Here is a 22031-nt window from a genome sequence, read left to right on the forward strand (position 1 = left end):
CGGGCCGCCCATGTACCGCGTCTGCTTCGTCTGCACCGGCAACATATGCCGATCCCCCATGGCCGAGTCGGTCTTCCGCTCCCACATCGCCGACGCCGGACTCGACTCCCTCGTCGAGGTGGACAGCGCCGGCACCGGAGGCTGGCACGAGGGCGACCGCGCCGATCCCCGCACCGTTGCCGTACTCGAAGCCGCCGGGTACGAACAGGACCACCGGGCACGGCAGTTCCGGTCCTCCTGGTTCGACCGCGTCGACCTGGTCATCGCCCTCGACGCCGGACACCTCCGCGACCTCCGCGACCTCGCGCCCACCCCGGAGGCCGCCGCCAAGGTCCGGCTGCTGCGCTCGTACGATCCCGCGGCCCCGGCCGCCCGGGACGGCGCGGCGGACGCGCTCGACGTGCCGGACCCCTACTACGGCTCCCTCGACGGCTTCGAGGAGTGCCTGGAACTGGTCGAGGCGGCGAGCCCGGGCCTGCTGGACGCCGTACGCGCGGCCGTGAAGGAGACCACCCCGTGAACACCCACCCCACCGGCTCGGACCACCCCGCCGACGCCGACGCCGACCGGTACGCGGACGCCACCCGCGCCGTGCGCGCCGGGCTGCCCGAGCCCGTCAAGAACGAACCCACCCTCCCCGGACCCGTCTTCGCGGCGCACTTCCACCTCCCCGGCGAGGTGAGCGGCCCGTACACCTACGGCCGCGACACCAACCCCACCTGGACCCTGCTGGAACGGGCCATCGGCGAACTGGAGGCCCCCGGTCAGGACGGCGTGGACACCGTCGTCTTCGCCTCCGGCATGGCCGCCGTCTCCGCCGTCCTGCTCTCCCAGGCCCGCACCGGCGACACCGTCGTCCTGCCCGACGACGGCTACCAGGCCCTCCCCCTGGTCCGGGAGCAGCTCCAGGAGTACGGGATCCACGTGCGCACCGCCCCGACCGCCGAGGACGCGCAGCTCGCCGCCCTCGACGGCGCCCGGCTGCTGTGGATCGAGACCCCGTCCAACCCCGGGCTCGACGTGTGCGACGTACGCCGGCTCGTGGCGGCCGCGCACGCCGGCGGCACCCTGGTCGCCGTCGACAACACCCTGGCGACCCCCCTCGGCCAGCGCCCCCTGGAACTCGGCGCGGACTTCTCCGTCGCCAGCGGCACCAAGGGCCTCACCGGCCACGGCGACCTGCTCCTGGGCTACGTCGTCTGCCGTGACCCCGCACTGGCCGCGGGCATCCGCCGCTGGCGCAAGGTCGTCGGCGCGATCCCGGGCCCCATGGAGGCCTGGCTGGCCCACCGGTCCCTGGCCACCATCCAGTTGCGGGCCGAGCGCCAATGGGGCAACGCCCTGGCGGTCGCCGAGGCGCTGGCCGGCCGTTCCGAGGTGACCGGGCTGCGCTACCCGGGCCTCCCCGCGGACCCGTCGCACAAGACGGCCGTCCGGCAGATGAGCGGCTTCGGCTCGGTCGTCTCCTTCACCCTGCCCGACCGCGCGTACGCGGAGCGCTTCATGAGCGCCCTGCGCCTGGTGGAGGACGCAACGAGTTTCGGCGGAGTACGGTCCACCGCGGAGCGGCGCGGACGCTGGGGCGGGGACGCCGTACCCGAGGGCTTCATCCGCTTCTCGGCGGGCGCCGAGGATCCCGGTGACCTGGTGGCCGATGTGCTCCGGGCCCTTGATTCCGCGGGTTCCGGGGGCTGACCGGACCGGGGAAAAGCGGTCCGAGCCTCCCCCCTGGTGGCTCGGACCGCCCGGGTTCCCTAGCAGAAGAACCACGCCATCAAGGCTAGTTGACTCAGCGTCAGAGTCCAATCACGGTAGCGACAGGGGCCTATCGGCATATTTATAGTTGAAGGCCCCCACCGAGAGGGGCCGACATGGACCTGGCCCTGCTGCGCACGTTCGTCGCCGTACACCGGGCCGGCTCGTTCACCCGGGCCGCCACGCTCCTCGGGCTGTCCCAGCCCGCCGTCACCTCACAGATCCGCACCCTCGAACGCCAGCTGGGCCGGCCCCTCTTCCACCGCCGGGCCCGCGGCGTCACGCCCACCGCCGTCGGTGACGAACTGGCCCACAAGGCGGCCCCGCACCTCGACGCCCTGTTGCGGATCACCGAGATCGAACGGGAGGCCACCGGCACCTCGCGCACCCTCCACCTGGCCGGTCCCCCCGAGTTCCTGTGCCTGCGGGTGCTCCCCGCCCTCGCGCCCCTGGTGGGGCAGGGGCAGAGCCTGCGCACCGCCCTCGCCCCCGACGCGCGGGAGACCCTCGACGGGCTGGCCTCCGGGCAGCACGACCTGGTCGTCACCCCCACCCGCCCGCGCGGCACGCTGTTCACCGCGAACGCCCTGTGCGACGAGGAACAGGTCCTGGTCGCGGCGCCCTACTGGGCCGCCCTCGTCGAGCGGGCCGAACTGCACGACACGGGGCCCGTCGCCCTCGACGGGATCCCGGTCGTCGAGGTCCACGAGAGCCTGCCGCTGGTCACCCGCTACTGGGCCGCCGTCTTCGACTCCGTCCCCGAGTGCGCCGCCACCGTGGTCGCGCCCGATCTGCGGGCCGTACTGGAATGCGTCCGGGCCGGCGCCGGTCTCGCCGTCCTGCCCCGCTACCTGTGCCAGGACGCCCTCGACCGCGGTGAGATCGTGGCGCTGCTGGAACCGGCCCTGCCGCCCCTGCGGACCTGGTTCCTCGTCGTACGGGCCGGCAGCCTGGCCCTCGCCCATCTCGCGCGCGCCCACGACCGCCTGCTGCGCGCGGCCTCGCACTGGTGAGCCGCCGGGTTTCGGACCGTGGCGCGTTTCAGGAGCCCGGTACTGGGCCACTCTTCTCCCATGACCGAACGCCCCGTGGTCAAACGCACCGCCCGCGCAATCCTGCTCGACGGTGACGACCTGATCCTCATCAAGCGCACCAAGCCCGGCGTCGACCCGTACTGGCTCACGCCGGGCGGGGGAGTGGAGTCCTCGGACGCCACCGTCGTCGACGCCCTCCACCGAGAGCTCCACGAAGAACTCGGCGCCAAGATCACCGATGTGGTGCCCTGTTTCGTCGACACCGTCGAGCACATCGCCTCCGGCGGGGTGACCGGCGTGAAGGTGCAGCACTTCTTCGTCTGCCACCTGGAATCGATGGACCCGGGCCAACGGCACGGCCCCGAGATCGACGAGCCCGAGGGCGAGTACGAGATCGTCCGCGTGCCCTTCAGCCGGGTCGGCATCGCCGCGGTCCACCTGGTGCCGCTCTCGCTGCGCCACTACCTCGACGGCAACATCGAAGGGGTCCGCGCCATGCACGCCCCCGACCTGGGCTGACCTCGCCGGGGAAACGGGAAGGGGAGCGGGCGGGCGGGGGCCGCGACGGTGTCAGCCGGCCACGTCCGCCAGCTCCTCGACCGCGTCGTGGCGGATCCGCTCACCGGGGATCCCGATCCGCTTGAGCGCGTCCACACCACTGCGGATCATCGCGGGCGGTCCCGAGATGAAGGCGTCGTACGAGCTCCACGGCCCGTGTTCGCCGATGGCCTGCGGGAGCTGTCCCGCCAGCCCCTCGCCGATCACCGGGCGCACCGACAGCCACGGGTGGGAGCGCTGGAGACCCAGCAGGGTGTCCTTGTCGTAGAGGTCGTGGTCGCTGCGCGCCCCGAAGAAGACCTCCATCGGGCGCCGCTCACCGTGCCCGGCCACGTCCTCGATCAGAGCCTTGATCGGGGCGATGCCGGTTCCCCCGCCCAGGCACAGCATCCCGTTGTCGGTGCTGTGGTCCACCACCATCGACCCGGCCGGCGGCCCCAGCCGCAGGACGTCACCCGGCTGGGCATGGCGGACCAGGGCGTTGGAGACCCAGCCCGCCGGTACGGCCTTGACGTGAAAGGACAGCAGCCCGTCGGCTCGCGGGGCGGAGGCGAAGGAGTAGTGCCGCCACACCCGCGGCCACCACGGGGTCTCCAGGCTCGTGTACTGGCCCGCGAGGAAGGGGTACGGCTGGTCGGGGCGGACGGTCAGCACCGCGATGTCGGAGGTGCGCAGCTCGTGCGAAACCACCTCCGCGTGCCACCAGGCGGGCGCCTTGGTCTCGTCCTCGGCCGCCGCGTCGATCATGATCTGTGAGATGGCGGTGTAGGCGCGCACCCACGCCGCCTGTGTCTCCGGCCCCCATGTGCGTTCCGCGTACCGGGCCAGTGCCCCGATCAGGGCCTCTCCCACCGCCGGGTAGTGGCCGGCCATCGTGCCGTACTTGCGGTGCCCGGTGCCGAGCCGGCGCAGGTAGGGAGTCAGGACCGCCGGGTCGTCGATGTACTCGGCGGCGGTCAGCAGTGCCTTCAGCAGCCGGTCGCGCTGTACGTCCATGGCTGCGGGGAACATGCCCCGGACTTCCGGGTGCCCCGTGAACACCAGGGCGTAGAAGTACGAGGTCACCCGGTCGGCGACGGGTGCGATCTCGGTGAGGGTCCGGCGGATGAGCACGGCGTCCGGGGAGGGCTCGATCGCCCCGCCGCCCGAAGGTATCCGCCCCGTCGGTCTTGCCGATCTGGTGGGCGCAGCGTCCATGCGGTGCCTCGCTTCGAGCATCTCGGTCGGGTCTGCACGCGCCACGGCCTCGAATCCGTGGTTCCGGGTTTCACAGCGTGCCAGCCGACCGAGAGTGCGGCGGAGGAATGGGGAAAACCGCGTTCCGGGCCACTTTTCCCCTTAAGATGCATGGCCTCCGGGGCGCGTCGTCCCGAGGAGCCGGTATGCCTCGCGCAGGTCCCTGCCCTCGTAGACGTGGGTCGCCCGGCGGGCCAGGTGGGGCCTCGCGTTCACCGCCACCGACCGCGGGACGGCTTCGAAGAGGACCGCGTCGGTCATGGAATCCCCGTAGGCGACGCATTCGGCCCGGGTCACCCCGAAGCGCTCGCAGAGCCGGTCGGCGACGTCCACCTTGGCCTCTGGGGTCAGGATCCCGGTCACGTCGACGGGGCGGGTGAAGGGCACTTCCGGGTAGACCGATCCGTGAGCGGCGTGCGCACCCCACTCCAGCAGCAGCTCGACGAAGAACGAGGGGGACAGCGAGATCACCGCGCAGAGGTCGCCGCGCTCGGTGATCTCCTGCCAGACCTCCCGGATCCCCGAGATCCACGGGGACCCGTCGAAGGCCGCGCGGACGTGCGCGGGCGTCAGATCCGCCCACAGCCCGTGGGCGGCCACCGAGAACTCCTGCGGACCGATCTCCCGTGCCGAGAAGGCCCGCTCCAGCTCGGCGATCTCGGCCGACCTCCCGAGCTGGCGGGAGATCTCGACCGGTGCGGCCGATCCGTACATCAGCGTTCCGTCGAGATCAAAAAGGTGAAGCACCGTCATGGTCGTCGAGGCTAGCCGTTCCGTTCCCGCACCGGCTACCGCCGCGAGTCACCCCCGGTGAAACGCGGATCCGGCCGGCGGCGGGGGTGAATGTTTCACGTGAAACAGATCCTGGTTTCACGTGAAACATCGGCCTTGTTTCACGTGAAACATCGGCCCACCCGTCTCCTGAATCCCCTGGACTCCCCCCGAGTGGATGATCCACTCTGGGCCGGTGACACCACCACTCCTCACCGACCTGCCCATCCGTGCGCTCACCCCGGACGATCTCCGGCACTGCGCCGACCTGTCCGAGGACCGCGGCTGGCCCCGCGAAGACCACAAATGGGGACTGCTCCTCGCCGCCGGCAACGGATACGGCATCGACGCCCCCGACGGCCGCGGACTCGCCGCCGCCTGTGTCGTCACCCGCTACGGAGACACCCCGGCCAAGCCGGACCTCGCCGCGATCGGAATGGTGCTCGTCGCCGACCGGTACGCCCGCAAGGGCCTCGGGCGCCGGCTGATGGCCCACGTGTGCGACGACGTCCTCGTCGGTGTCCCGCTCACCCTGCACGCCACCCCCAACGGTCGCCCGCTCTACGAGGAGCTCGGCTTCGACACCACCGGACGGGCGGAGATGGTCCGGGGACCCTTCCGCCCCGAAGCCGGCGACCACGCCGCCGTCCCCGTCAGGCCGGCCACGGGCGAGGACCTCGCACGGATCGTCCGCCTGGACACCGAGGTGTTCGGCACCGACCGGACCCACATGATCGCGCGGCTGCCCGCCTTCGCCGACAAGGTTCTCGTCGCCGAGGACGGCGCCGGCGGCCTCATCGGCTACGCCGCCATCTGGCCCAACATGGACACGCATGTCATCGGCCCGCTGATCGCCCGCGACACCGCCACAGCCCGGGCCCTGGTCACCGCGCTGGCGGCCACCACCGAACGGCCCCTGCGCACGGACGTCGACGTGCGCCACGAGGAACTCCTCGCCTGGCTCAAGGAGCGCGGTCTGGAGTCCCTGGCCTTCAACGCCGTCATGACCCGGAACATCCCCGGCCTCCCCGGCGACTGGACCCGCCGCTGGGCCCCCCTCACCGTCGCCGCAGGCTGACGGAGAAAGGCTTCCACCATGACCGGAACCCCCGCGCTGACGATCCGACCCGCCACCGAGGAGGACCTGCCCGCCATCGTCGCCATGCTCGCCGACGACCCGCTGGGGGCCACCCGGGAGTCCCCAGAGGATCTGACCCCCTACGTCGCGGCCCTGAAGCAGCTGGCCGACGACGCCAACCAGCACGTCGTCGTCGCCGTCCGTGGCGAGCGGGTGGTGGGCACCCTCCAGCTGACGTTCGTCACCGGCCTGTCCCGCAAGGGCGCCACGCGCGCCATCGTCGAAGGGGTACGGGTCCACGCGGACGAACGCGGCAGCGGCCTCGGCACCCGGTTCATCGAATGGGCCATCGAGCGGTCGCGGCAGGAGAATTGCCAACTCGTCCAGCTCACCTCGGACGTGACGCGTACCGATGCGCACCGCTTCTACGAGCGGCTCGGCTTCACGGCCTCCCACGTGGGGTTCAAGCTCCAGCTCTGACCGGCTCCGGCAAAGGCCGGGCCGCTGTCGGCGGCCCGGCCTACGATCGGGAGGATGAGCACCGGCCTCCCCCTCGTCACCACCTCGGAACGTCGCCACCGGCTGGGTCGGCGGCATCGGCTGGCTCCATCGGCCCGAGCCGCCACCCCGAGCCAGGCGGCGGACGCCGTCGTCGCCCTGCACGCCACCGACGCCGCCACCGTCCACCTCTCCGCCCGCGCCCGCCTCACCGAAGGCGGACCCGCCGCGATCGAAGCCGCCCTGTACGAGGACGTCAGTCTCGTCCGGCTGCTCAGCATGAGGAACACCCTCTTCGCCGTCTCCACCGAACTCGCCCCCTACGTGGACGCGTCCTGCGCCCGGAGCATCGCGGCGAAGGAACGCCGGAACCTCCTCAAGCACCTCGCCGAGGACGGCCAGGGCCTCGGCGCCGACTGGCTGACCAGGACCGAGACCGCCGCCCTCGACGCCCTGGACACCCTGGGGCCCTCGACCGGCAGCCAGCTCTCCGCCGCCGTCCCCGCCCTCCGACAGAAGATCACCATCAACCGGGGCAAGAAGTACGAGGCCGAGACCGGGGTCGCCACCCGGGTGATCCGCGTGCTGGCCGCCGACGGCCGGATCCGCCGGGACCGGCCCCGCGGATCCTGGACCTCCAGCCAGTTCCGCTGGGTGCACACCCAGCCCTGGCCCGCCCTGCCCGCCGCCGAGGCCCGTGCCGAACTCGCCCGCCGCTGGCTGCACGCCTACGGACCGGCCACCGAGGCCGACCTCAAGTGGTGGACCGGCTGGACCCTCACCGACGTCCGCAAGGCCCTGGCGACCGTGGCCCCCGAGCAGGTCCGCCTGGACGACGGGGGCACGGCGCTCGTCCTGCCCGGCGACACCGCGGCCGAGCCCGAGCCGGAGGACTGGGTCGCGCTCCTGCCCGGTCTCGACCCCAGCGGCATGGGCTGGGCCGACCGGAGCTTCCACCTCGACCCCGCCCACCGTCCCGCCCTGTTCGACTACGCGGGCAACATCGGTCCGACCGTGTGGTGGAACGGGGAGATCGTCGGCGGCTGGGCCCAGCGGGCGGACGGGGAGATCGTCTGGCGGCTGCTGGCCGACCCCGGGCGGGAGGCCTCGGAGGCGATCACGGCCGAGGCCGCCCGGCTCGCCGAGTGGGTGGGCGACGCCCGCGTCACCCCGCGGTTCCGCACCCCGCTGGAGCGCGAACTCACCGCCTGACCCCGTCAGCCGATGCCGCGCCAGCCCTGCGGGTCCACCCCGCCGGGCACCGGGGCCTCGGGGTCGTAGGGCTCTCGCGTGAACACGAACGACCCGAGGTCGAGGTGGCTCGGCGTACCGTCGTCCCGCCGGACGGCACGCAGGGTCTCCCCCGCGTAATAGCCCGTCAGGCCCGTCCAACTGCCGTCCGGTTCGCCGCGGAACCGGGCGGAGCGGCCGGTCACGCCGGCCGGGCCCAGCTCCAGCGAGCCGTCCGCACGCAGCCGCAGCACGTGCGCCGCGGTGCCCCAGTACCAGATTCCGGTCAGCTCCAGCGGCACCCGGTCCTCCTCCCGGAACGGCCTCCACGGCTCGGGGAAGCGCGGCTCCGCCTCCGCCACGATTCCGATCAGGTCCGTGGCCACCGTCGAAGCGGGCACCCCCGAGGTGCAGTTGGCCAGGACGACCGCCGTCAGGTCCTCCTCCTCGCTCAGCCACAACCCCGCCACGAATCCCGGCAGGGAACCACCGTGGCCGACGAGCCGGCGCCCGTCGCACACGTTCAGCTGGAGGCCCAGCCCGTAGCCGGCGTCGGCGCTGCCGGGGGCGGCGGGAGCAGCCGCGGCGCGCATCTCCCGTACGCTCTCCTCGCTCAGCACCCGCTCGTCACCCCGCAGCAGGAAGGCGGCGAACCGCGTGAGGTCCCCGGTCGTGGACCACAGCTGCCCGGCCGCGGCCATCACCCCGAGGTCCTCCGCGGGCTCGGGCATCATCAGGTCCGCCCACGGATGCACCGCCCAGCCGCCCGCGTGCGGGGCGCGCGCTTCGCCGCTCGTCCGGTCCAGCCCCAGCGGCTCCAGCACCTCGGCGCGCAGCACCTGCTCCCACGGCTTCCCGCGGAGCGCCTCGACGAGGGAACCCAGCAGCGTGTAACCGGGGTTCGAGTAGTGGAAGGCGCGTCCGGGGGCGTGCTTGAAGGGCTCCTCGCCGAGCACCTCGGCCAGCCCGGGCCGCAGTCCGGCGGACGAACGCTCCCACCACTGGCCGGGCGTCTCGGCCGCCAGTCCGCCGGTGTGGGCGAGCAGTTGGGCCACGGTCACCTCGTCGGCGCCGGTCCCGGGCAGGTGCCGGCCCAGCGGGTCCGAGAGGTCCAGCAGGCCCTCGTCACGCAGCCGCATCACCAGAACGGCCGTGAAGGTCTTGGTGATCGACCCGATCCGGTACTGCACGTCCCCGTCCGGGCCGTGGCCCTCGACCGAGGTCCGGGAGCCCTCCCAGACCACCTCTCCACCGCGCGAGACGGCCGCCACCAGGGACGGTGAGCGTCCCTCGCTCTGCGCGACGGCGAGCCGGTGCCTCAGCGCGCGCCGGGTGGAGGGGAGCAGTTCCAGATCTTCAGCAAGGGCGTCCATGGCCGGATGCTACGTGTTGGCCATGTCCACGAACCGCGAATAATGACCTTGGAAGGCCACCGTGATGGTGGCCGTCGGGCCGTTACGGTGCTTGGCCACGATCAGGTCCGCCTCGCCCGCGCGGGGGGACTCCTTCTCGTACGCGTCCTCACGGTGCAGCAGGATCACCATGTCGGCGTCCTGCTCGATGGAACCCGATTCACGCAGGTCGGAGACCATCGGCTTCTTGTCGGTGCGCTGTTCGGGACCACGGTTCAGCTGGGACAGCGCGATCACCGGCACCTCCAGCTCCTTGGCCAGCAGCTTGAGGTTTCGGGACATGTCCGAGACCTCCTGCTGGCGGCTCTCGGGCCGGCGGGAGCCGCCCGACTGCATCAGCTGGAGGTAGTCGATGACGACGAGCGAGAGGTCGTTGCGCTGCTTGAGCCGACGGCACTTGGCGCGGATCTCCATCATCGACAGGTTGGGCGAGTCGTCGATGTACAGCGGGGCGGCCGAGACGTCGGGCATCCGCCGGGCGAGCCGGGTCCAGTCGTCGTCGGTCATGGTGCCCGAGCGCATGTGGTGCAGCGCCACCCGGGCCTCGGCCGAGAGCAGGCGCATCGCGATCTCGTTGCGGCCCATTTCGAGGGAGAAGATGACGCTCGGCAGGTTGGCCTTGATGGAGCAGGCCCGCGCGAAGTCCAGCGCGAGCGTCGACTTGCCCATGGCGGGACGGGCGGCGATGACGATCATCTGGCCCGGGTGCAGGCCGTTGGTCAGGGAGTCGAGGTCGGTGAAGCCCGTGGGCACCCCGGACATCTGGCCGGAGCGCGAGCCGATCGCCTCGATCTCGTCGAGCGCGCCCTCCATGATGTCGCCGAGCGGGAGGTAGTCCTCGGAGGTCCGCTGCTCGGTGACGGCGTAGATCTCGGCCTGGGCGCTGTTGACGATCTCGTCGACGTCGCCGTCCGCCGCGTATCCCATCTGCGTGATCTTCGTACCGGCCGCGACCAGGCGGCGCAGGACGGCCCGCTCGTGGACGATCTCCGCGTAGTACTCGGCGTTCGCCGCGGTCGGCACCGACTGCACCAGGGTGTGCAGGTACGAGGCCCCGCCGACCTTGCTGATCTCTCCGCGCCGGGTGAGCTCCGCGCCGACCGTGATGGGGTCGGCCGGCTCGCCCTTGGCGTACAGGTCGAGGATGGCCTGGTAGATCGTCTCGTGCGAAGGGCGGTAGAAGTCGTGGCCCTTGAGGACCTCGACCACGTCGGCGATCGCGTCCTTGGAGAGCAGCATGCCACCGAGCACCGACTGCTCGGCGTCCAGGTCCTGCGGGGGGACGCGCTCGAAGCCGCCCCCGCCGCCGTCCCAGGAGCCGCCCTCGCGGCCCCGGTCCTGCTGTTCGTCCCCCCGGCCGCGGCCCTCGGCGTTACGGCGGGTACGGGCGGGCAGACGGTCACTGGGACCGCTGTCGGCCCAGGGGTCGTCCATGGGCTCGGGCATGCTCACCGGGCCGCCTCCTCCCGTCCGCTACGCGGACCTCGCCGTGTCACTCTTTCTACGACACGGCTCTGACATTTGGGACACCCGGATCGGCGTTCGGCGCGTCGGGCAACGCACAACGGTAGGGCCGCGGGCGGCGTCAGCCAATCTTGTTATCCACAGGCTGTGTGGATGAGATGTGGACGACGGAGCCAATGCTGTGGGTAACTCACCCGAAGCTGTGCACGGACCGGGGGACGGCGCTGTGGACAAAATCACCTGACCCACCCCTCCACCCCACCTGACCTGCATTTTCTCCTTCCGCAGGCTGTGGGGAAGAAAATTCTTGGCCACTGTCTCAAGATCGCCTCCAACGGGGTGTGAAGAACGCCCAAGTCAACGGGTTGGTAAGGATCCAAATAACCTTGCGTCCATTACCTGTGGAAGATTAGATTGAGCGCATGACACAGGCCCCCACCGCTGAGAAGGCTGCCCCGAGACGGCACGACCGCGAGATCCTCGCCCTCGCCGTCCCGGCCTTCGGCGCCCTCGTCGCCGAACCCCTCTTCGTGATGGCCGACAGTGCCATCGTGGGGCACCTCGGCACCCCCCAGCTGGCCGGCCTCGGCATCGCGGCCGCACTGCTCACCACGGCGGTGAGCGTCTTCGTCTTCCTCGCCTACGCCACCACCGCGGCCGTGGCCCGCAGGGTCGGCGCGGGCGACCTCCGGGCCGCCATCCGGCAGGGCATGGACGGCATCTGGCTCGCCCTGCTCCTCGGCGCGGCCGTGGTCGCCGCGGTCCTGCCCGGCGCACCCTGGCTCGTCTCGCTCTTCGGCGCCTCGGACACCGTCGCCCCGTACGCAGAAACGTATCTGCGCATATCCGCGCTCGGTATCCCCGCCATGCTCGTGGTGCTGGCCGCCACCGGCGTCATACGCGGCCTCCAGGACACCCGTACGCCCCTCTACGTGGCGATCGGCGGCTTCGCCCTCAACGGAGCCCTCAACGTGGCCCTGGTCTACGGCGCGGGCCTCGGCATCGGCGGCTCCGCATGGGGCACCGTCATCGCCCAGTGCGCCATGGCCGCCGCCTACCTCGTCGTGGTCGTCCGGGGCGCCCGCCGCCACCGGGCCTCACTGCGCCCCGACGCGGCCGGCATCCGCGCCTGCGCCCAGGCGGGCGTGCCGCTGCTGGTCCGCACCCTGTCCCTGCGCGCCATCCTGATGATCGCGACTGCCGTGGCGGCGCGGCTGGGGGACGCCGACATCGCCGCCCACCAGATCCTGCTGTCCCTGTGGAGCCTGCTCGCCTTCGCCCTGGACGCCATCGCGATCGCCGGGCAGGCCATCATCGGCCGCTACCTGGGCGCAGGGGACAGCGCGGGCGCCAAGGCCGTGTGCCGCCGCATGGTCCAGTGGGGCATCGGCGCGGGCCTCGTCCTGGGCCTGCTGGTCGTCCTGGCCCGCCCGGTGTTCATCCCGCTCTTCACCGGCGACCCCGCGGTCGAGGACGCCCTGCTGCCCGGCCTGCTCGTCGTGGCGCTGGCCCAACCGGTCTGCGGGATCGTCTTCGTCCTCGACGGGGTGCTGATGGGCGCCGGCGACGGCCGCTACCTCGCCGGGGCGATGCTGCTGACCCTCGCCGTCTTCGCGCCGGCCGCCCTGCTCGTCCCGGCCCTCGGTGGGGGCCTGACCGCCCTGTGGTGGGCCATGTCCCTGATGATGCTGGTCCGGATGGTCACCCTCCAACTGCGTGCCCGCTCCGGCCGGTGGCTGGTCATCGGAGCCACCCGCTGACCGGAGGGCGCTCCGTCACGGAGACCTACGCCGATGCCCAGCCGCCCCCTGGTCGTGTTTCACGTGAAACACGACCAGGGGGCGGCTCGTTTCACGTGAAACACCGCTACGGAGCCACCCGGACATGACGAAGGGCCGCACCCCGGAGGGTGCGGCCCTTCATTCGCTGCCTCAGGCGGCGACGACCTCGACGCCCACGTTCGCGACGACCTCAGCGTGCAGACGCACGGAGACCTGGTGCGAACCGAGGGTCTTGATCGGGGAGCCCAGCTCCACGCGACGCTTGTCGACCTTCGGGCCACCGGACGCCTCGATCGCCGTGGCGATGTCGGCCGGGGTGACGGAACCGAAGAGACGGCCGGCGTCACCCGCGCGGGTGGCCAGACGGACCTTCACGCCCTCGAGCTTGGCCTTGACCTCGTTGGCCTGCTCGATGGTCGCGATCTCGTGGATCTTGCGGGCGCGGCGGATCTGCGCCACGTCCTTCTCGCCACCCTTGGTCCAGCGGATCGCGAAGTTCCGCGGGACCAGGTAGTTGCGAGCGTAACCGTCCTTGACGTCGACGACATCGCCGGCGGCACCGAGGCCAGAAACCTCGTGGGTCAGGATGATCTTCATTAGTCGGTCACCCTTTCCTTATCGCGCGGTGGACGTGTAGGGCAGCAGCGCCATCTCACGGCTGTTCTTCACGGCCGTGGCGACGTCACGCTGGTGCTGCGTGCAGTTGCCGGTAACGCGGCGGGCACGGATCTTGCCGCGGTCGGAAATGAACTTCCGCAGCATGTTCGTGTCCTTGTAGTCCACGTACGCGGTCTTGTCCTTGCAGAACGCGCAGACCTTCTTCTTAGGCTTGCGCACAGGCGGCTTCGCCATTGTGTCTCTCCTGTGTGATCAAGAAGTGGGGATGGAGCTGCCCTTAGAAGGGCGGCTCGTCCGAGTAGCCACCGCCGGAGCCGCCGGAGCTTCCGCCCCAGCCGCCCCCGCCGCCGCCCTGCTGCTGGCCACCGGCCGGCGCGCTGGACGCCCACGGGTCGTCGGAGGGAGCTCCGCCGCCCTGCGGGGCGCCACCGCTGGGGGCTCCGCCCCAGCCGCCGCCACCCTGCTGCTGACCGCCGCCGCCGTATCCACCCTGGCCACCGCGACCGGTGGTCTTGGCGACCTTGGCCGTGGCGTTCTTCAGGCTGGGGCCGACTTCCTCGACGTCCAGCTCGTAGACCGTGCGCTTGACACCCTCACGGTCCTCGTACGACCGCTGCCTCAGCCGGCCCTGCACGATGACGCGCATGCCCCGCTGAAGGGACTCGGCGACGTTCTCGGCCGCCTGCCGCCACACCGAGCAGGTCAGGAACAGGCTCTCGCCGTCCTTCCACTCGTTGGTCTGACGGTCGAAGGTGCGGGGGGTGGACGCGACACGGAACTTCGCGACCGCCGCACCCGAGGGGGTGAAGCGCAGCTCGGGGTCGTCGACGAGATTGCCGACGACCGTGATGACGGTCTCGCCTGCCATGGATGAACCTCTCGGCGGGGATTGCTGCTGGGCTGCTGTGCTACTCGGTCCCGATTACCGCTGAACCGAAGTTCAGTGGGTCTCGGGGCGAAGGACCTTGGTCCGGAGAACCGACTCGTTCAGGTTCATCTGGCGGTCGAGCTCCTTGACGACCGCAGGCTCGGCCTGCAGGTCGAGGACCGAGTAGATGCCCTCGGGCTTCTTCTTGATCTCGTAAGCGAGACGACGACGGCCCCAGGTGTCGACCTTCTCGACCTTTCCGTTGCCCTCACGGACGACGGAGAGGAAGTTCTCGATCAGGGGGGCGACAGCGCGCTCCTCCAGATCGGGGTCGAGGATGACCATCACTTCGTAGTGACGCATGTGGAACCCACCTCCTTTGGACTCAGCGGCCACGGTCGTTCCGTGGCAGGAGGGTCGTGATGCGTGCCGCACGGTGTCCGAGAGCAGACACCGCGCAGACCGTACAGACTACCCCGTCGACTCCTTCCGGTTGAAATCCGGCAGGAGAGGTCCACAATCTGTAAGCACCGGGTGTGCACGGTGCTATGTCCTCCGGCTCCGCCGGGGGCGGCCCCGCAGCACCGCTCTGCTGCAGCCAGGAGGTGCCTTCCGATGGCACAGGCAATGCGACGCCAGTCCTCCCAGTCGATCTCCCTCTTCTCGACCGACGGCAAGCCCCACCCGCTCCAGGACACCCTGGTGGCGGTCACCCTGGTCCTCGGCGCCGTGGCGTTCGTCACTGCGTTCTTCCACAATCTGCACCTGCTCACCTCCTGGACCGGGCTGGTCGGGATCGTGACCGGGCTGTACGGACAGTTCATCTCCGCCACGACACGCGAGCGCTTCGCACTGATCATCGGCCTTGGCGCGTCTGCCATCGGCTTCTTCCTCGGCATGGCCCACGGGGGCCTCTTCGGCGGCTGGCTGGGCTGACCGGGGGACCTCCGCGACGGGGCGCCGGCCTCACGCCGGCCCGGGCTACGGCCCGTCCCCCAGATGGGTGGCGCCCCTGTCGCAGTAGGCTTCGCGCCATAGCCAGCGAAGCCGCCGGAGGAGACACCCCGCATGAGCCTGTCCCTGAGCACCATCAGCCGAGAGCAGCATCTGGCCTACCTCCAGAGCCTGCCCTCGGCTAGCCACTGCCAGGTCCCGGCATGGGCCGACGTCAAGAACGAGTGGCGCTCGGAGAACCTCGGATGGTTCGACAAGTCCGGTGAACTCGTCGGTGCCGCACTGGTGTTGTACCGCCAGCTGCCCAAGGTGAAGCGGTACCTCGCGTACCTCCCCGAGGGCCCGGTCATCAACTGGTACGCACCGAATCTGGAGGAATGGCTCCAGCCGATGCTGGCGCACCTGAAGAACCAGGGCGCCTTCACGGTGAAGATGGGCCCTCCGGTCGTCATCCGCCGTTGGAACTCCGCCGCCATCAAGGCCGGAATCCAGGACCCGGACGTCAAGCGCCTGCGTGACGTGGAGGCCTCGGTCATCGAGCCCCGCGCCTTCGAGGTGTCCGACAAGCTGCGCCGCATGGGCTGGCAGCAGGCCGAGGACGGCGGCGCCGGCTTCGGTGACGTCCAGCCCCGCTACGTCTTCCAGGTGCCGCTGGCGAACCGTTCGCTGGACGATGTCCTCAAGGGCTTCAACCAGCTGTGGCGCCGCAACATCAAGAAGGCCGAGAAGGCCGGCGTCGAGGTCGTCCAGGGCGGCTACGAGGACCTGCCGACCTGGCAGTACCTCTACGAGATCACCGCCGAGCGCGACAAGTTCCGCCCGCGCCCGCTCAGTTACTTCCAGCGCCAGTGGACGGCCCTCAACTCCGAGGACCCCAACCGGATGCGGCTGTACATCGCCAAGCACGAGGGGGAGCCGCTGGCCGCCGCCACGATGCTCACCGTCGGCCAGCACGTCTGGTACTCGTACGGCGCCTCCGCCAACCACAAGCGTGAGGTCCGGCCCTCGAACGCGATGCAGTGGCGCATGCTGCGCGACTCGTACGCGCTCGGCGCGAGCATCTACGACCTGCGCGGCATCAGCGACACGCTGGACGAGAACGACCACCTGTTCGGCCTGATCCAGTTCAAGGTCGGCACGGGCGGCGAGGCCGTCGAGTACGTCGGCGAGTGGGACTTCCCGCTCAACAAGATGCTGCACAAGGCGCTCGACATCTACATGTCGCGCCGCTGACCCCGCCGCATCCACACACCGCACCCGCTGCACCACGCAGCTTTCCAGAGAGGCTCCGGACGGGCATGGCGCTCACGCTCTACGTCGACACCGCGCGCTGGCGTGCGCACCAGAAGCAGATCACCGATCAGTTCCCCGGGCTGATCCCCGTCTGCAAGGGCAACGGCTACGGCTTCGGCCACGAGCGGCTGTGCGAGGAGGCGACCCGCATGGGCGCCGACATCCTGGCCGTCGGAACGACGTACGAGGCCGCCAGCATCAAGGACCACTTCGGTGGCGACCTGCTCGTCCTCACCCCGTTCCGGCGGGGTGAGGAGCCTGTTCCGCTGCCGGACCGGGTGATCCGTTCGGTCTCCTCGGTGGACGGGGTCCGCGGTCTGGTCGGCGCCCGCGTGGTCATCGAGTGCATGAGCTCGATGCGCCGCCACGGCATCTCCGAGCAGGACCTGGGCCTGCTGCAGTCGGCGATCGAGGACGTCCGGCTGGAGGGCTTCGCCCTGCACCTGCCCCTGGACCGCCCCGACGGCTCGGACGCCGTCGAGGAGGTCATCGGCTGGATGGACCGGCTGCGCGCGGCCCGGCTGCCGCTGCACACCATGTTCGTCAGCCACCTGCGGGCCGAGGAGCTGGGGCGGCTCCAGCAGCAGTTCCCGCAGACCCGCTTCCGGGCCCGGATCGGCACCCGGCTCTGGCTGGGCGACCACGAGGCCACCCAGTACCGCGGCGCGGTCCTGGACGTCACGCGGGTGGCCAAGGGCGACCGGTTCGGCTACCGGCAGCAGAAGGCCGCATCCGACGGCTGGCTGGTCGTGGTCGCGGGCGGCACCTCGCACGGGGTGGGCCTGGAGGCCCCCAAGGCCCTGCACGGGATGATGCCGCGCGCCAAGGGCGTCGCCCGGGCCGGCCTGGCCACCGTCAACCGGAACCTTTCGCCCTTCGTGTGGGCGGGCAAGCAGCGCTGGTTCGCCGAGCCCCCGCACATGCAGGTGTCGATCCTGTTCGTGCCCTCGGACGCGACCGAGCCGAAGGTCGGCGACGAGCTGGTGGCGCACCTGCGGCACACCACGACGCAGTTCGACCGGGCGCTCGACGCCTGATCCGCGCTGAGCGGTCCGGCCGGTGCGGCCGGACCGCTCAGTGCCCGGGGTCCGCGCCCCAGTCGACCCGCTGTCCCTCGGAAGGCGCCGCGTACTGAGGCGCCTTCGCCCTGTCGGAGAGCACGAACGCGTCCTCGGCGCCGTCCAGGACGCCTCCGGAGGGGTCGTCCGAGCCGTCGCGCCGCACGACGTCCCGCTCGGGCAGCAGGATGTCCCGTACGACGACGGCGCACAGGTAGAGCGTGGCCAGCAGGTGGGCGACGATCGCCAGCTGGTACCCCTCCACCGGCAGGCCCTGGTGCTTGTCCCCACTGGTCGTGTAGGCCAGGTAGAACCAGATCCCGAGGAAGTACACGATCTCGCCGGCCTGCCAGATCAGGAAGTCCCGCCAGCGGGGCCGCGCCAGCGCGGCGAGCGGGATCAGCCACAGCACGTACTGCGGCGAGTAGACCTTGTTGGCCAGGACGAAGGCGGCGACGACCAGGAACGCCAGCTGGGCGAAGCGGGGCCGCCTGGGGGCCGTCAGGGTGAGCAGCCCGATCGCCAGGCACAGCAGCAGGGTCAGCCCGGTCGCGTAGGTGTTGGCCCCCTCCAGCGGGTTTCCGGTGCGCTGGGAGATCAGCAGCCACACGGAGCCGAAGTCGATGGGCCGTTCCTGGCTGAAGACGTAGAACCGCTTCCAGCCGTCCCAGGCGAAGTACATGACGGGGCCGTTCACCACGAGCCAGGAGACGACCGCGCCCAGGGCGGCGGCTCCGAAGGCGCGCCACTTCCCGGCGCGCCAGCACAGTACGAACAGCGCCCCGAGCAACAGCACCGGATAGAGCTTGGCCGCCGTCGCGAGGCCGATGAGGACACCGGCGAGCAACGGGCGGCTGCGCGACCACATCAGCATCGCGACGGCGGCCAGGGCGACGGCCGGCAGGTCCCAGTTGACGGTCGCGTTGAGGGCGAGCGCCGGGGCCAGGGCGACGAGCAGGGCGTCCCAGGGGCGGCGGCGGTGGGTGCGGGCGACGCACACGGCGATCACCGCCGCGCAGGCCATCAGCATGCCGGCGTTGACCATCCAGTACATCTGCTCGCGGTGCTGGACGGCTCCCGACGAGGGCGTCAGCCACGCGGCGACCTGCATGAAGGCACCGGTGAGCACCGGGTACTCCAGGTACTGCATGCCGCCGTACTTCGGGTCGACCGCGACGTCGGGGAAGCGGTCGAAGTAGGGCACGAGGCCGTCGGCGAAGCCGCGGGCCGAGTACAGGTGCGGGATGTCGGAGTAGCAGGCGTGCGTGTACTGCGAGCCCGCTCCCCGGAACCACGCCCAGTCGTAGCAGGGCAGCTTCTGCGCCATGCCGAGCGCGAACATGCCGATGACGACGAGGACCACCACGCGGACCGGTCCCAGCCAGTGGCCGCCGATCCGTGCGCGGCGGCCGATGGGGCCGCCGATGAGCTCGCTGCCGGCGGCGGCGACCTCGTCCTGCTGGGTGGGCAGTACGGGCCGGTCCTCGTGCACCTTGGTCATGCGCTCATCCTGCCGTACCGGGCCGGACGCGCGGGAGGGCCGCCGCACGGGGTGCGACGGCCCTCCCGGGTGGAGGCGGGTGCGGGATCAGCCTCCGCCACCGAAGGTGGAGCCCCAGTTGGTCACTCCGCCGGGCCGGCCGGGCCGGCCGGTGGTGGGTGTCGTGGGCTCTCCGGTGGTGCCGCCCGCGGGCTGGCCGCCGTTGGTGCCGCCGTTGGTGCCACCGTTGGTGTTCCCGCCGTTGCTTGTGCCGGCGGCCGTCTGCGGGTCGCAGTAGAGCTTCCACGGCTTGCAGGACGGCTTGCCACCGTCGGACGGCGACGGGGAGACCATCGACGGGGAGGGCGACGCGGAGGTCGAGGGCGAGGTCGAGGGCGAGGGGACCGCCGCCGGCGTGGGCGTCGGGGCGCCGGCCGCGTCCGCGACGACGCCGATGTCCTCGGCCTCCGGGAACTCCTTGGCCGGGGTGCCCTTGAGGGCCTCGCGCATGTACTCGGTCCAGATCACGGCCGGGATGTCACCACCGTGGATGGAGTCGACGCCACCCACGTGGTTCATGGACAGCAGCTTGCGGTCCTTGCCCTTGGCGTTCGGGTCGTTGCGGAAGAGCGTCACCGAAGTGGACAGCTGCGGGGTGTAGCCGACGAACCAGGCCGACTTGTTCTGGTCGGTCGTACCGGTCTTGCCGGCCGCGGGGCGGCCGAGCTTCTTCGCCTTGGTGCCGGTGCCGTTCTCGACGACGTTCTGGAGCACCTTGGTGATGTTGTTCGCGACGGCGTCGTCCATGGCGCGGGCCTCCTTGGGAGGCCCGAAGCCGGGAAGGGTCTTGCCGTCCTTCTGGACCGTCTGCACCGAGTAGGGCTCGCGGTGCGTGCCGGACGCGGCGAAGGTCGCGTACGAGTCGGCCATCCGGATGGCGCTGGGCGTCGAGGTGCCCAGGGCGAAGGAGGCGTTGTCGTTCGCGTCCATCGACTCCTCCAGGATGCCGGTGGACTTCGCGACGGAGCGGACCTTGCTGTGGCCGACGTCGAAGACGAGCTGGGCGAACGGCACGTTGATCGACTGCCGCATCGCCTCGTTGAGGGTCACGTAGCCGTGGGCCTCGGGGCTCTCGTTCTTCTGCCGGAACGGCTTGCCGTCCTTGTCGAGGAGCGGCTTGCCCTCACGGTTGTTGATCACCGTGAGGTCGTCGGCGTTGTACTTGCTGTCGATCGAGATGCCCGAGCCCTTGGAGTTCTGGGTGCCGTACTCCAGGGCCGCGGCCAGGACGTACGGCTTCCAGGTCGAGCCGACCGGGACGCCGGAGGTGTTGGCGTTGTTGGTGAAGTGCTTCTGGTCGAAGCCGGGACCGCCGTACAGGGCGACGATCGCGCCGGACTTCACGTCGACCGAGGCGGCGCCGAACTGCACGAACGTGTCGTACTCGGGGCGCGCCTTCTCGTCGAGGAAGTCGTTGCGGGTGTCCTCCACCGCCTTGACCAGCGCGTCCACCCTGGGCTTCTCGAAGGTGGTGCGGATCGTGTAGCCGCCGAGGGCCATCTTCTCGGCGCTGATGTCGCCGGTCTTCATGACGTACGACTTGGCGACGTCGACGAGGTAGCCGATCTGGCCGGTCAGGCCGCGGCCCTGCGCCAGGTCGACGCGCTCGGGGAAGTCCTTGTACTTGTCCCGCTCGGACTGTTCCATCCGCCCGACCGCGACCTCCCGGTCGAGGACCCAGGCCCAGCGCAGGCGCGCCCGCTTCTCGTTGGCCTCGGGGGTCGCCGCGGTGCCGACGCCGCCGTCCGGGTTGTAGAGGTTGGGGCCCTTGAGCATGGAGGCGAGGAAGGCGCTCTCGGACGGGTTGAGGTCCTTGGCGTCCTTGCCGAAGTAGGCCCGCGCGGCGGCCTGGATGCCGTAGGCGTCCCGGCCGTAGTAGGCGGTGTTGAGGTAGCCGGCGAGGACCTTGTCCTTCTCCTCGGACACACCCAGCTTGATCGAGATGAAGAGCTCGGTGACCTTGCGCTTCAGGGTCTGCTCGGAGTCCAGGTACATGTTCTTCACGTACTGCTGGGTGATCGTCGAGCCGCCCTGGGTGGAACCGCCGGTGGCCATGTTGACCACGGCACGGGCGATGCCCATCGGGTCGACGCCCTTGTCCGTCTCGAAGGACTCGTTCTCAGCGGCGATCACGGCATTCCGCATCGACACGGGAATCTGGTCGATCGGCACGATCTGGCGGTTCGTGGAGCCGCCCGTGGCGACCATCTGACTGCCGTCGGACCACTCGAAGACGTTGTTCTGCGCCTGGGCCGCCTTGTTCGGGTCGGGCGTGCCCACACTGGCGATCCCGATGCCGGCGCCGGCCACGATGACCGCGAAGAAGCCGAGGGCCGTGCCCCCGACCAGCTTCCAGGAGGGCACGAAACGCTTCCAGCCCTCCTTCTCGGCCCGCGGGTAGTTGATGAGCCGACCGCCCTTGCCCCCCTTGCCACCTGGGCGGCCGCGGCCCGCGGCTCCTCGCTGGGCGGCCCGGCGGGCGTCGGCGCGGCTGCCGGGCGGGGTGTGCCCCGCGGCCGGGCCGACGGACGAGGCGGTGGGCGCGTCCCGCCCGGGGCCGTAGCCCCGTCCGGGGTGCGGCTGGGCAGCCCGGCGGGGGGCGGCGCGGCCGCCACCTTGGGACTGCGGCGGTTTGCGGCGGTGCTCGCTCATCGAACGACTACTCCTCGGGCAGGCGAGTGGCCTGGAAGCGGCAGGTGATTCCGGTTCCCCCGGTGTCTTGCCGCACAGACTACGCACGGTCAAAACCCAACCAGTGCCGAAGTTCACCCCAAATCAGGCAACCTGCGTCGTACGAATTGGTGATGTGACGCCGGTCACCACGCCACCACTTGTAGCCGACGGCTGCCCGTTCTATCGTCTGGATGTATCGAGCCGATACAT

21 protein-coding genes are annotated in these 22031 nt (G+C 70.9%); 11 read left to right on the top strand and 10 right to left on the bottom strand.

Annotated elements, in window-relative coordinates; all coding sequences use genetic code 11:
- Positions 1-10 precede the first annotated feature (10 nt).
- From OG295_RS16850 to OG295_RS16865, 4 genes are all read left to right on the top strand, one after another.
- Complete coding sequence (locus OG295_RS16850; protein WP_371677613.1) at positions 11-520, top strand: low molecular weight protein-tyrosine-phosphatase; 510 nt, start codon at positions 11-13, stop codon at positions 518-520.
- Positions 517-1695, top strand: a complete 1179-nt coding sequence (locus tag OG295_RS16855) for a cystathionine gamma-lyase (protein WP_371677614.1) — start codon at positions 517-519, stop codon at positions 1693-1695. Before OG295_RS16850 ends, OG295_RS16855 begins: the two co-directional genes overlap by 4 nt.
- A gap of 176 nt (positions 1696-1871) precedes the next feature.
- A complete protein-coding gene (locus OG295_RS16860) occupies positions 1872-2768 on the top strand; it encodes a LysR family transcriptional regulator (protein ID WP_371677615.1) in 897 nt (298 codons plus the stop codon).
- Between the two features lie 60 nt (positions 2769-2828).
- Positions 2829-3308 carry an NUDIX hydrolase gene (locus OG295_RS16865; protein ID WP_266840365.1) on the top strand — a complete coding sequence of 160 codons (480 nt, stop codon included), beginning with the start codon at positions 2829-2831 and terminating at the stop codon, positions 3306-3308.
- Positions 3309-3359: 51 nt separating this feature from the next.
- On the opposite strand, the gene OG295_RS16870 is transcribed toward OG295_RS16865, so the two are convergent.
- Together OG295_RS16870 and OG295_RS16875 are read right to left on the bottom strand one after the other, a co-directional pair.
- Positions 3360-4460, bottom strand: coding sequence for a globin domain-containing protein (locus OG295_RS16870; RefSeq protein ID WP_371677616.1), 1101 nt, complete (start codon positions 4458-4460; stop codon positions 3360-3362).
- Positions 4461-4685: 225 nt separating this feature from the next.
- Positions 4686-5336 (bottom strand): HAD family hydrolase, encoded by a 651-nt coding sequence (locus tag OG295_RS16875; RefSeq protein WP_371677617.1) that lies wholly within the window; start codon positions 5334-5336, stop codon positions 4686-4688.
- Between the two features lie 214 nt (positions 5337-5550).
- On the opposite strand from OG295_RS16875, the gene OG295_RS16880 reads away from it, so the two are divergent.
- From OG295_RS16880 to OG295_RS16890, 3 genes are read left to right on the top strand one after another with little or no spacing between them, the layout of a single operon-like run.
- Entirely contained in the window at positions 5551-6432 is an 882-nt protein-coding gene (locus OG295_RS16880) for a GNAT family N-acetyltransferase (protein WP_371677618.1), read from the top strand.
- 18 nt (positions 6433-6450) lie between these two features.
- Complete coding sequence (locus OG295_RS16885; protein ID WP_371677619.1) at positions 6451-6912, top strand: N-acetyltransferase family protein; 462 nt, start codon at positions 6451-6453, stop codon at positions 6910-6912.
- 54 nt (positions 6913-6966) lie between these two features.
- Positions 6967-8142 (top strand): winged helix DNA-binding domain-containing protein, encoded by a 1176-nt coding sequence (locus tag OG295_RS16890; RefSeq protein ID WP_371677620.1) that lies wholly within the window; start codon positions 6967-6969, stop codon positions 8140-8142.
- A 5-nt stretch (positions 8143-8147) separates the two neighbouring features.
- On the opposite strand, the gene OG295_RS16895 is transcribed toward OG295_RS16890, so the two are convergent.
- Both OG295_RS16895 and dnaB read right to left on the bottom strand, forming a co-directional pair.
- Complete coding sequence (locus tag OG295_RS16895) at positions 8148-9533, bottom strand: serine hydrolase domain-containing protein (RefSeq protein ID WP_371677621.1); 1386 nt, start codon at positions 9531-9533, stop codon at positions 8148-8150.
- Between the two features lie 9 nt (positions 9534-9542).
- Complete coding sequence (gene dnaB, locus OG295_RS16900; RefSeq protein WP_266841760.1) at positions 9543-11006, bottom strand: replicative DNA helicase; 1464 nt, start codon at positions 11004-11006, stop codon at positions 9543-9545.
- 452 nt (positions 11007-11458) lie between these two features.
- On the opposite strand from dnaB, the gene OG295_RS16905 reads away from it, so the two are divergent.
- A complete protein-coding gene (locus tag OG295_RS16905; protein ID WP_371677622.1) occupies positions 11459-12796 on the top strand; it encodes an MATE family efflux transporter in 1338 nt (445 codons plus the stop codon).
- A 171-nt stretch (positions 12797-12967) separates the two neighbouring features.
- On the opposite strand, the gene rplI is transcribed toward OG295_RS16905, so the two are convergent.
- The 4 genes from rplI to rpsF form a co-directional block, all read right to left on the bottom strand.
- Positions 12968-13414, bottom strand: a complete 447-nt coding sequence (gene rplI, locus OG295_RS16910) for a 50S ribosomal protein L9 (protein ID WP_371677623.1) — start codon at positions 13412-13414, stop codon at positions 12968-12970.
- 18 nt (positions 13415-13432) lie between these two features.
- Positions 13433-13669: a 30S ribosomal protein S18 gene (gene rpsR / locus OG295_RS16915; protein ID WP_005315025.1), complete on the bottom strand. Its 237-nt coding sequence runs from the start codon at positions 13667-13669 to the stop codon at positions 13433-13435.
- A gap of 43 nt (positions 13670-13712) precedes the next feature.
- On the bottom strand, positions 13713-14303 hold the full coding sequence (locus tag OG295_RS16920; RefSeq protein WP_030225236.1) for a single-stranded DNA-binding protein: 591 nt from the start codon (positions 14301-14303) through the stop codon (positions 13713-13715).
- 72 nt (positions 14304-14375) lie between these two features.
- On the bottom strand, positions 14376-14666 hold the full coding sequence (gene rpsF / locus OG295_RS16925; RefSeq protein ID WP_007265254.1) for a 30S ribosomal protein S6: 291 nt from the start codon (positions 14664-14666) through the stop codon (positions 14376-14378).
- A 252-nt stretch (positions 14667-14918) separates the two neighbouring features.
- Between rpsF and OG295_RS16930 the strand changes: the two genes are divergently transcribed.
- The 3 genes from OG295_RS16930 to OG295_RS16940 all read left to right on the top strand — a co-directional run bounded on the left by OG295_RS16930 (position 14919) and on the right by OG295_RS16940 (position 17587).
- Complete coding sequence (locus OG295_RS16930) at positions 14919-15239, top strand: hypothetical protein (RefSeq protein ID WP_266840348.1); 321 nt, start codon at positions 14919-14921, stop codon at positions 15237-15239.
- Positions 15240-15371: 132 nt separating this feature from the next.
- Positions 15372-16490 (top strand): peptidoglycan bridge formation glycyltransferase FemA/FemB family protein, encoded by a 1119-nt coding sequence (locus OG295_RS16935; protein WP_266840346.1) that lies wholly within the window; start codon positions 15372-15374, stop codon positions 16488-16490.
- A 65-nt stretch (positions 16491-16555) separates the two neighbouring features.
- Positions 16556-17587 carry an alanine racemase gene (locus OG295_RS16940; protein ID WP_266840345.1) on the top strand — a complete coding sequence of 344 codons (1032 nt, stop codon included), beginning with the start codon at positions 16556-16558 and terminating at the stop codon, positions 17585-17587.
- Positions 17588-17624: 37 nt separating this feature from the next.
- On the opposite strand, the gene OG295_RS16945 is transcribed toward OG295_RS16940, so the two are convergent.
- Complete coding sequence (locus OG295_RS16945) at positions 17625-19109, bottom strand: glycosyltransferase family 87 protein (protein WP_371677624.1); 1485 nt, start codon at positions 19107-19109, stop codon at positions 17625-17627.
- Positions 19110-19196: 87 nt separating this feature from the next.
- Complete coding sequence (locus tag OG295_RS16950) at positions 19197-21800, bottom strand: transglycosylase domain-containing protein (RefSeq protein WP_371677625.1); 2604 nt, start codon at positions 21798-21800, stop codon at positions 19197-19199.
- Positions 21801-22031 lie beyond the last annotated feature (231 nt).

The organism is Streptomyces sp. NBC_01276 (assembly GCF_041435355.1).
Lineage (GTDB): Bacteria > Actinomycetota > Actinomycetes > Streptomycetales > Streptomycetaceae > Streptomyces.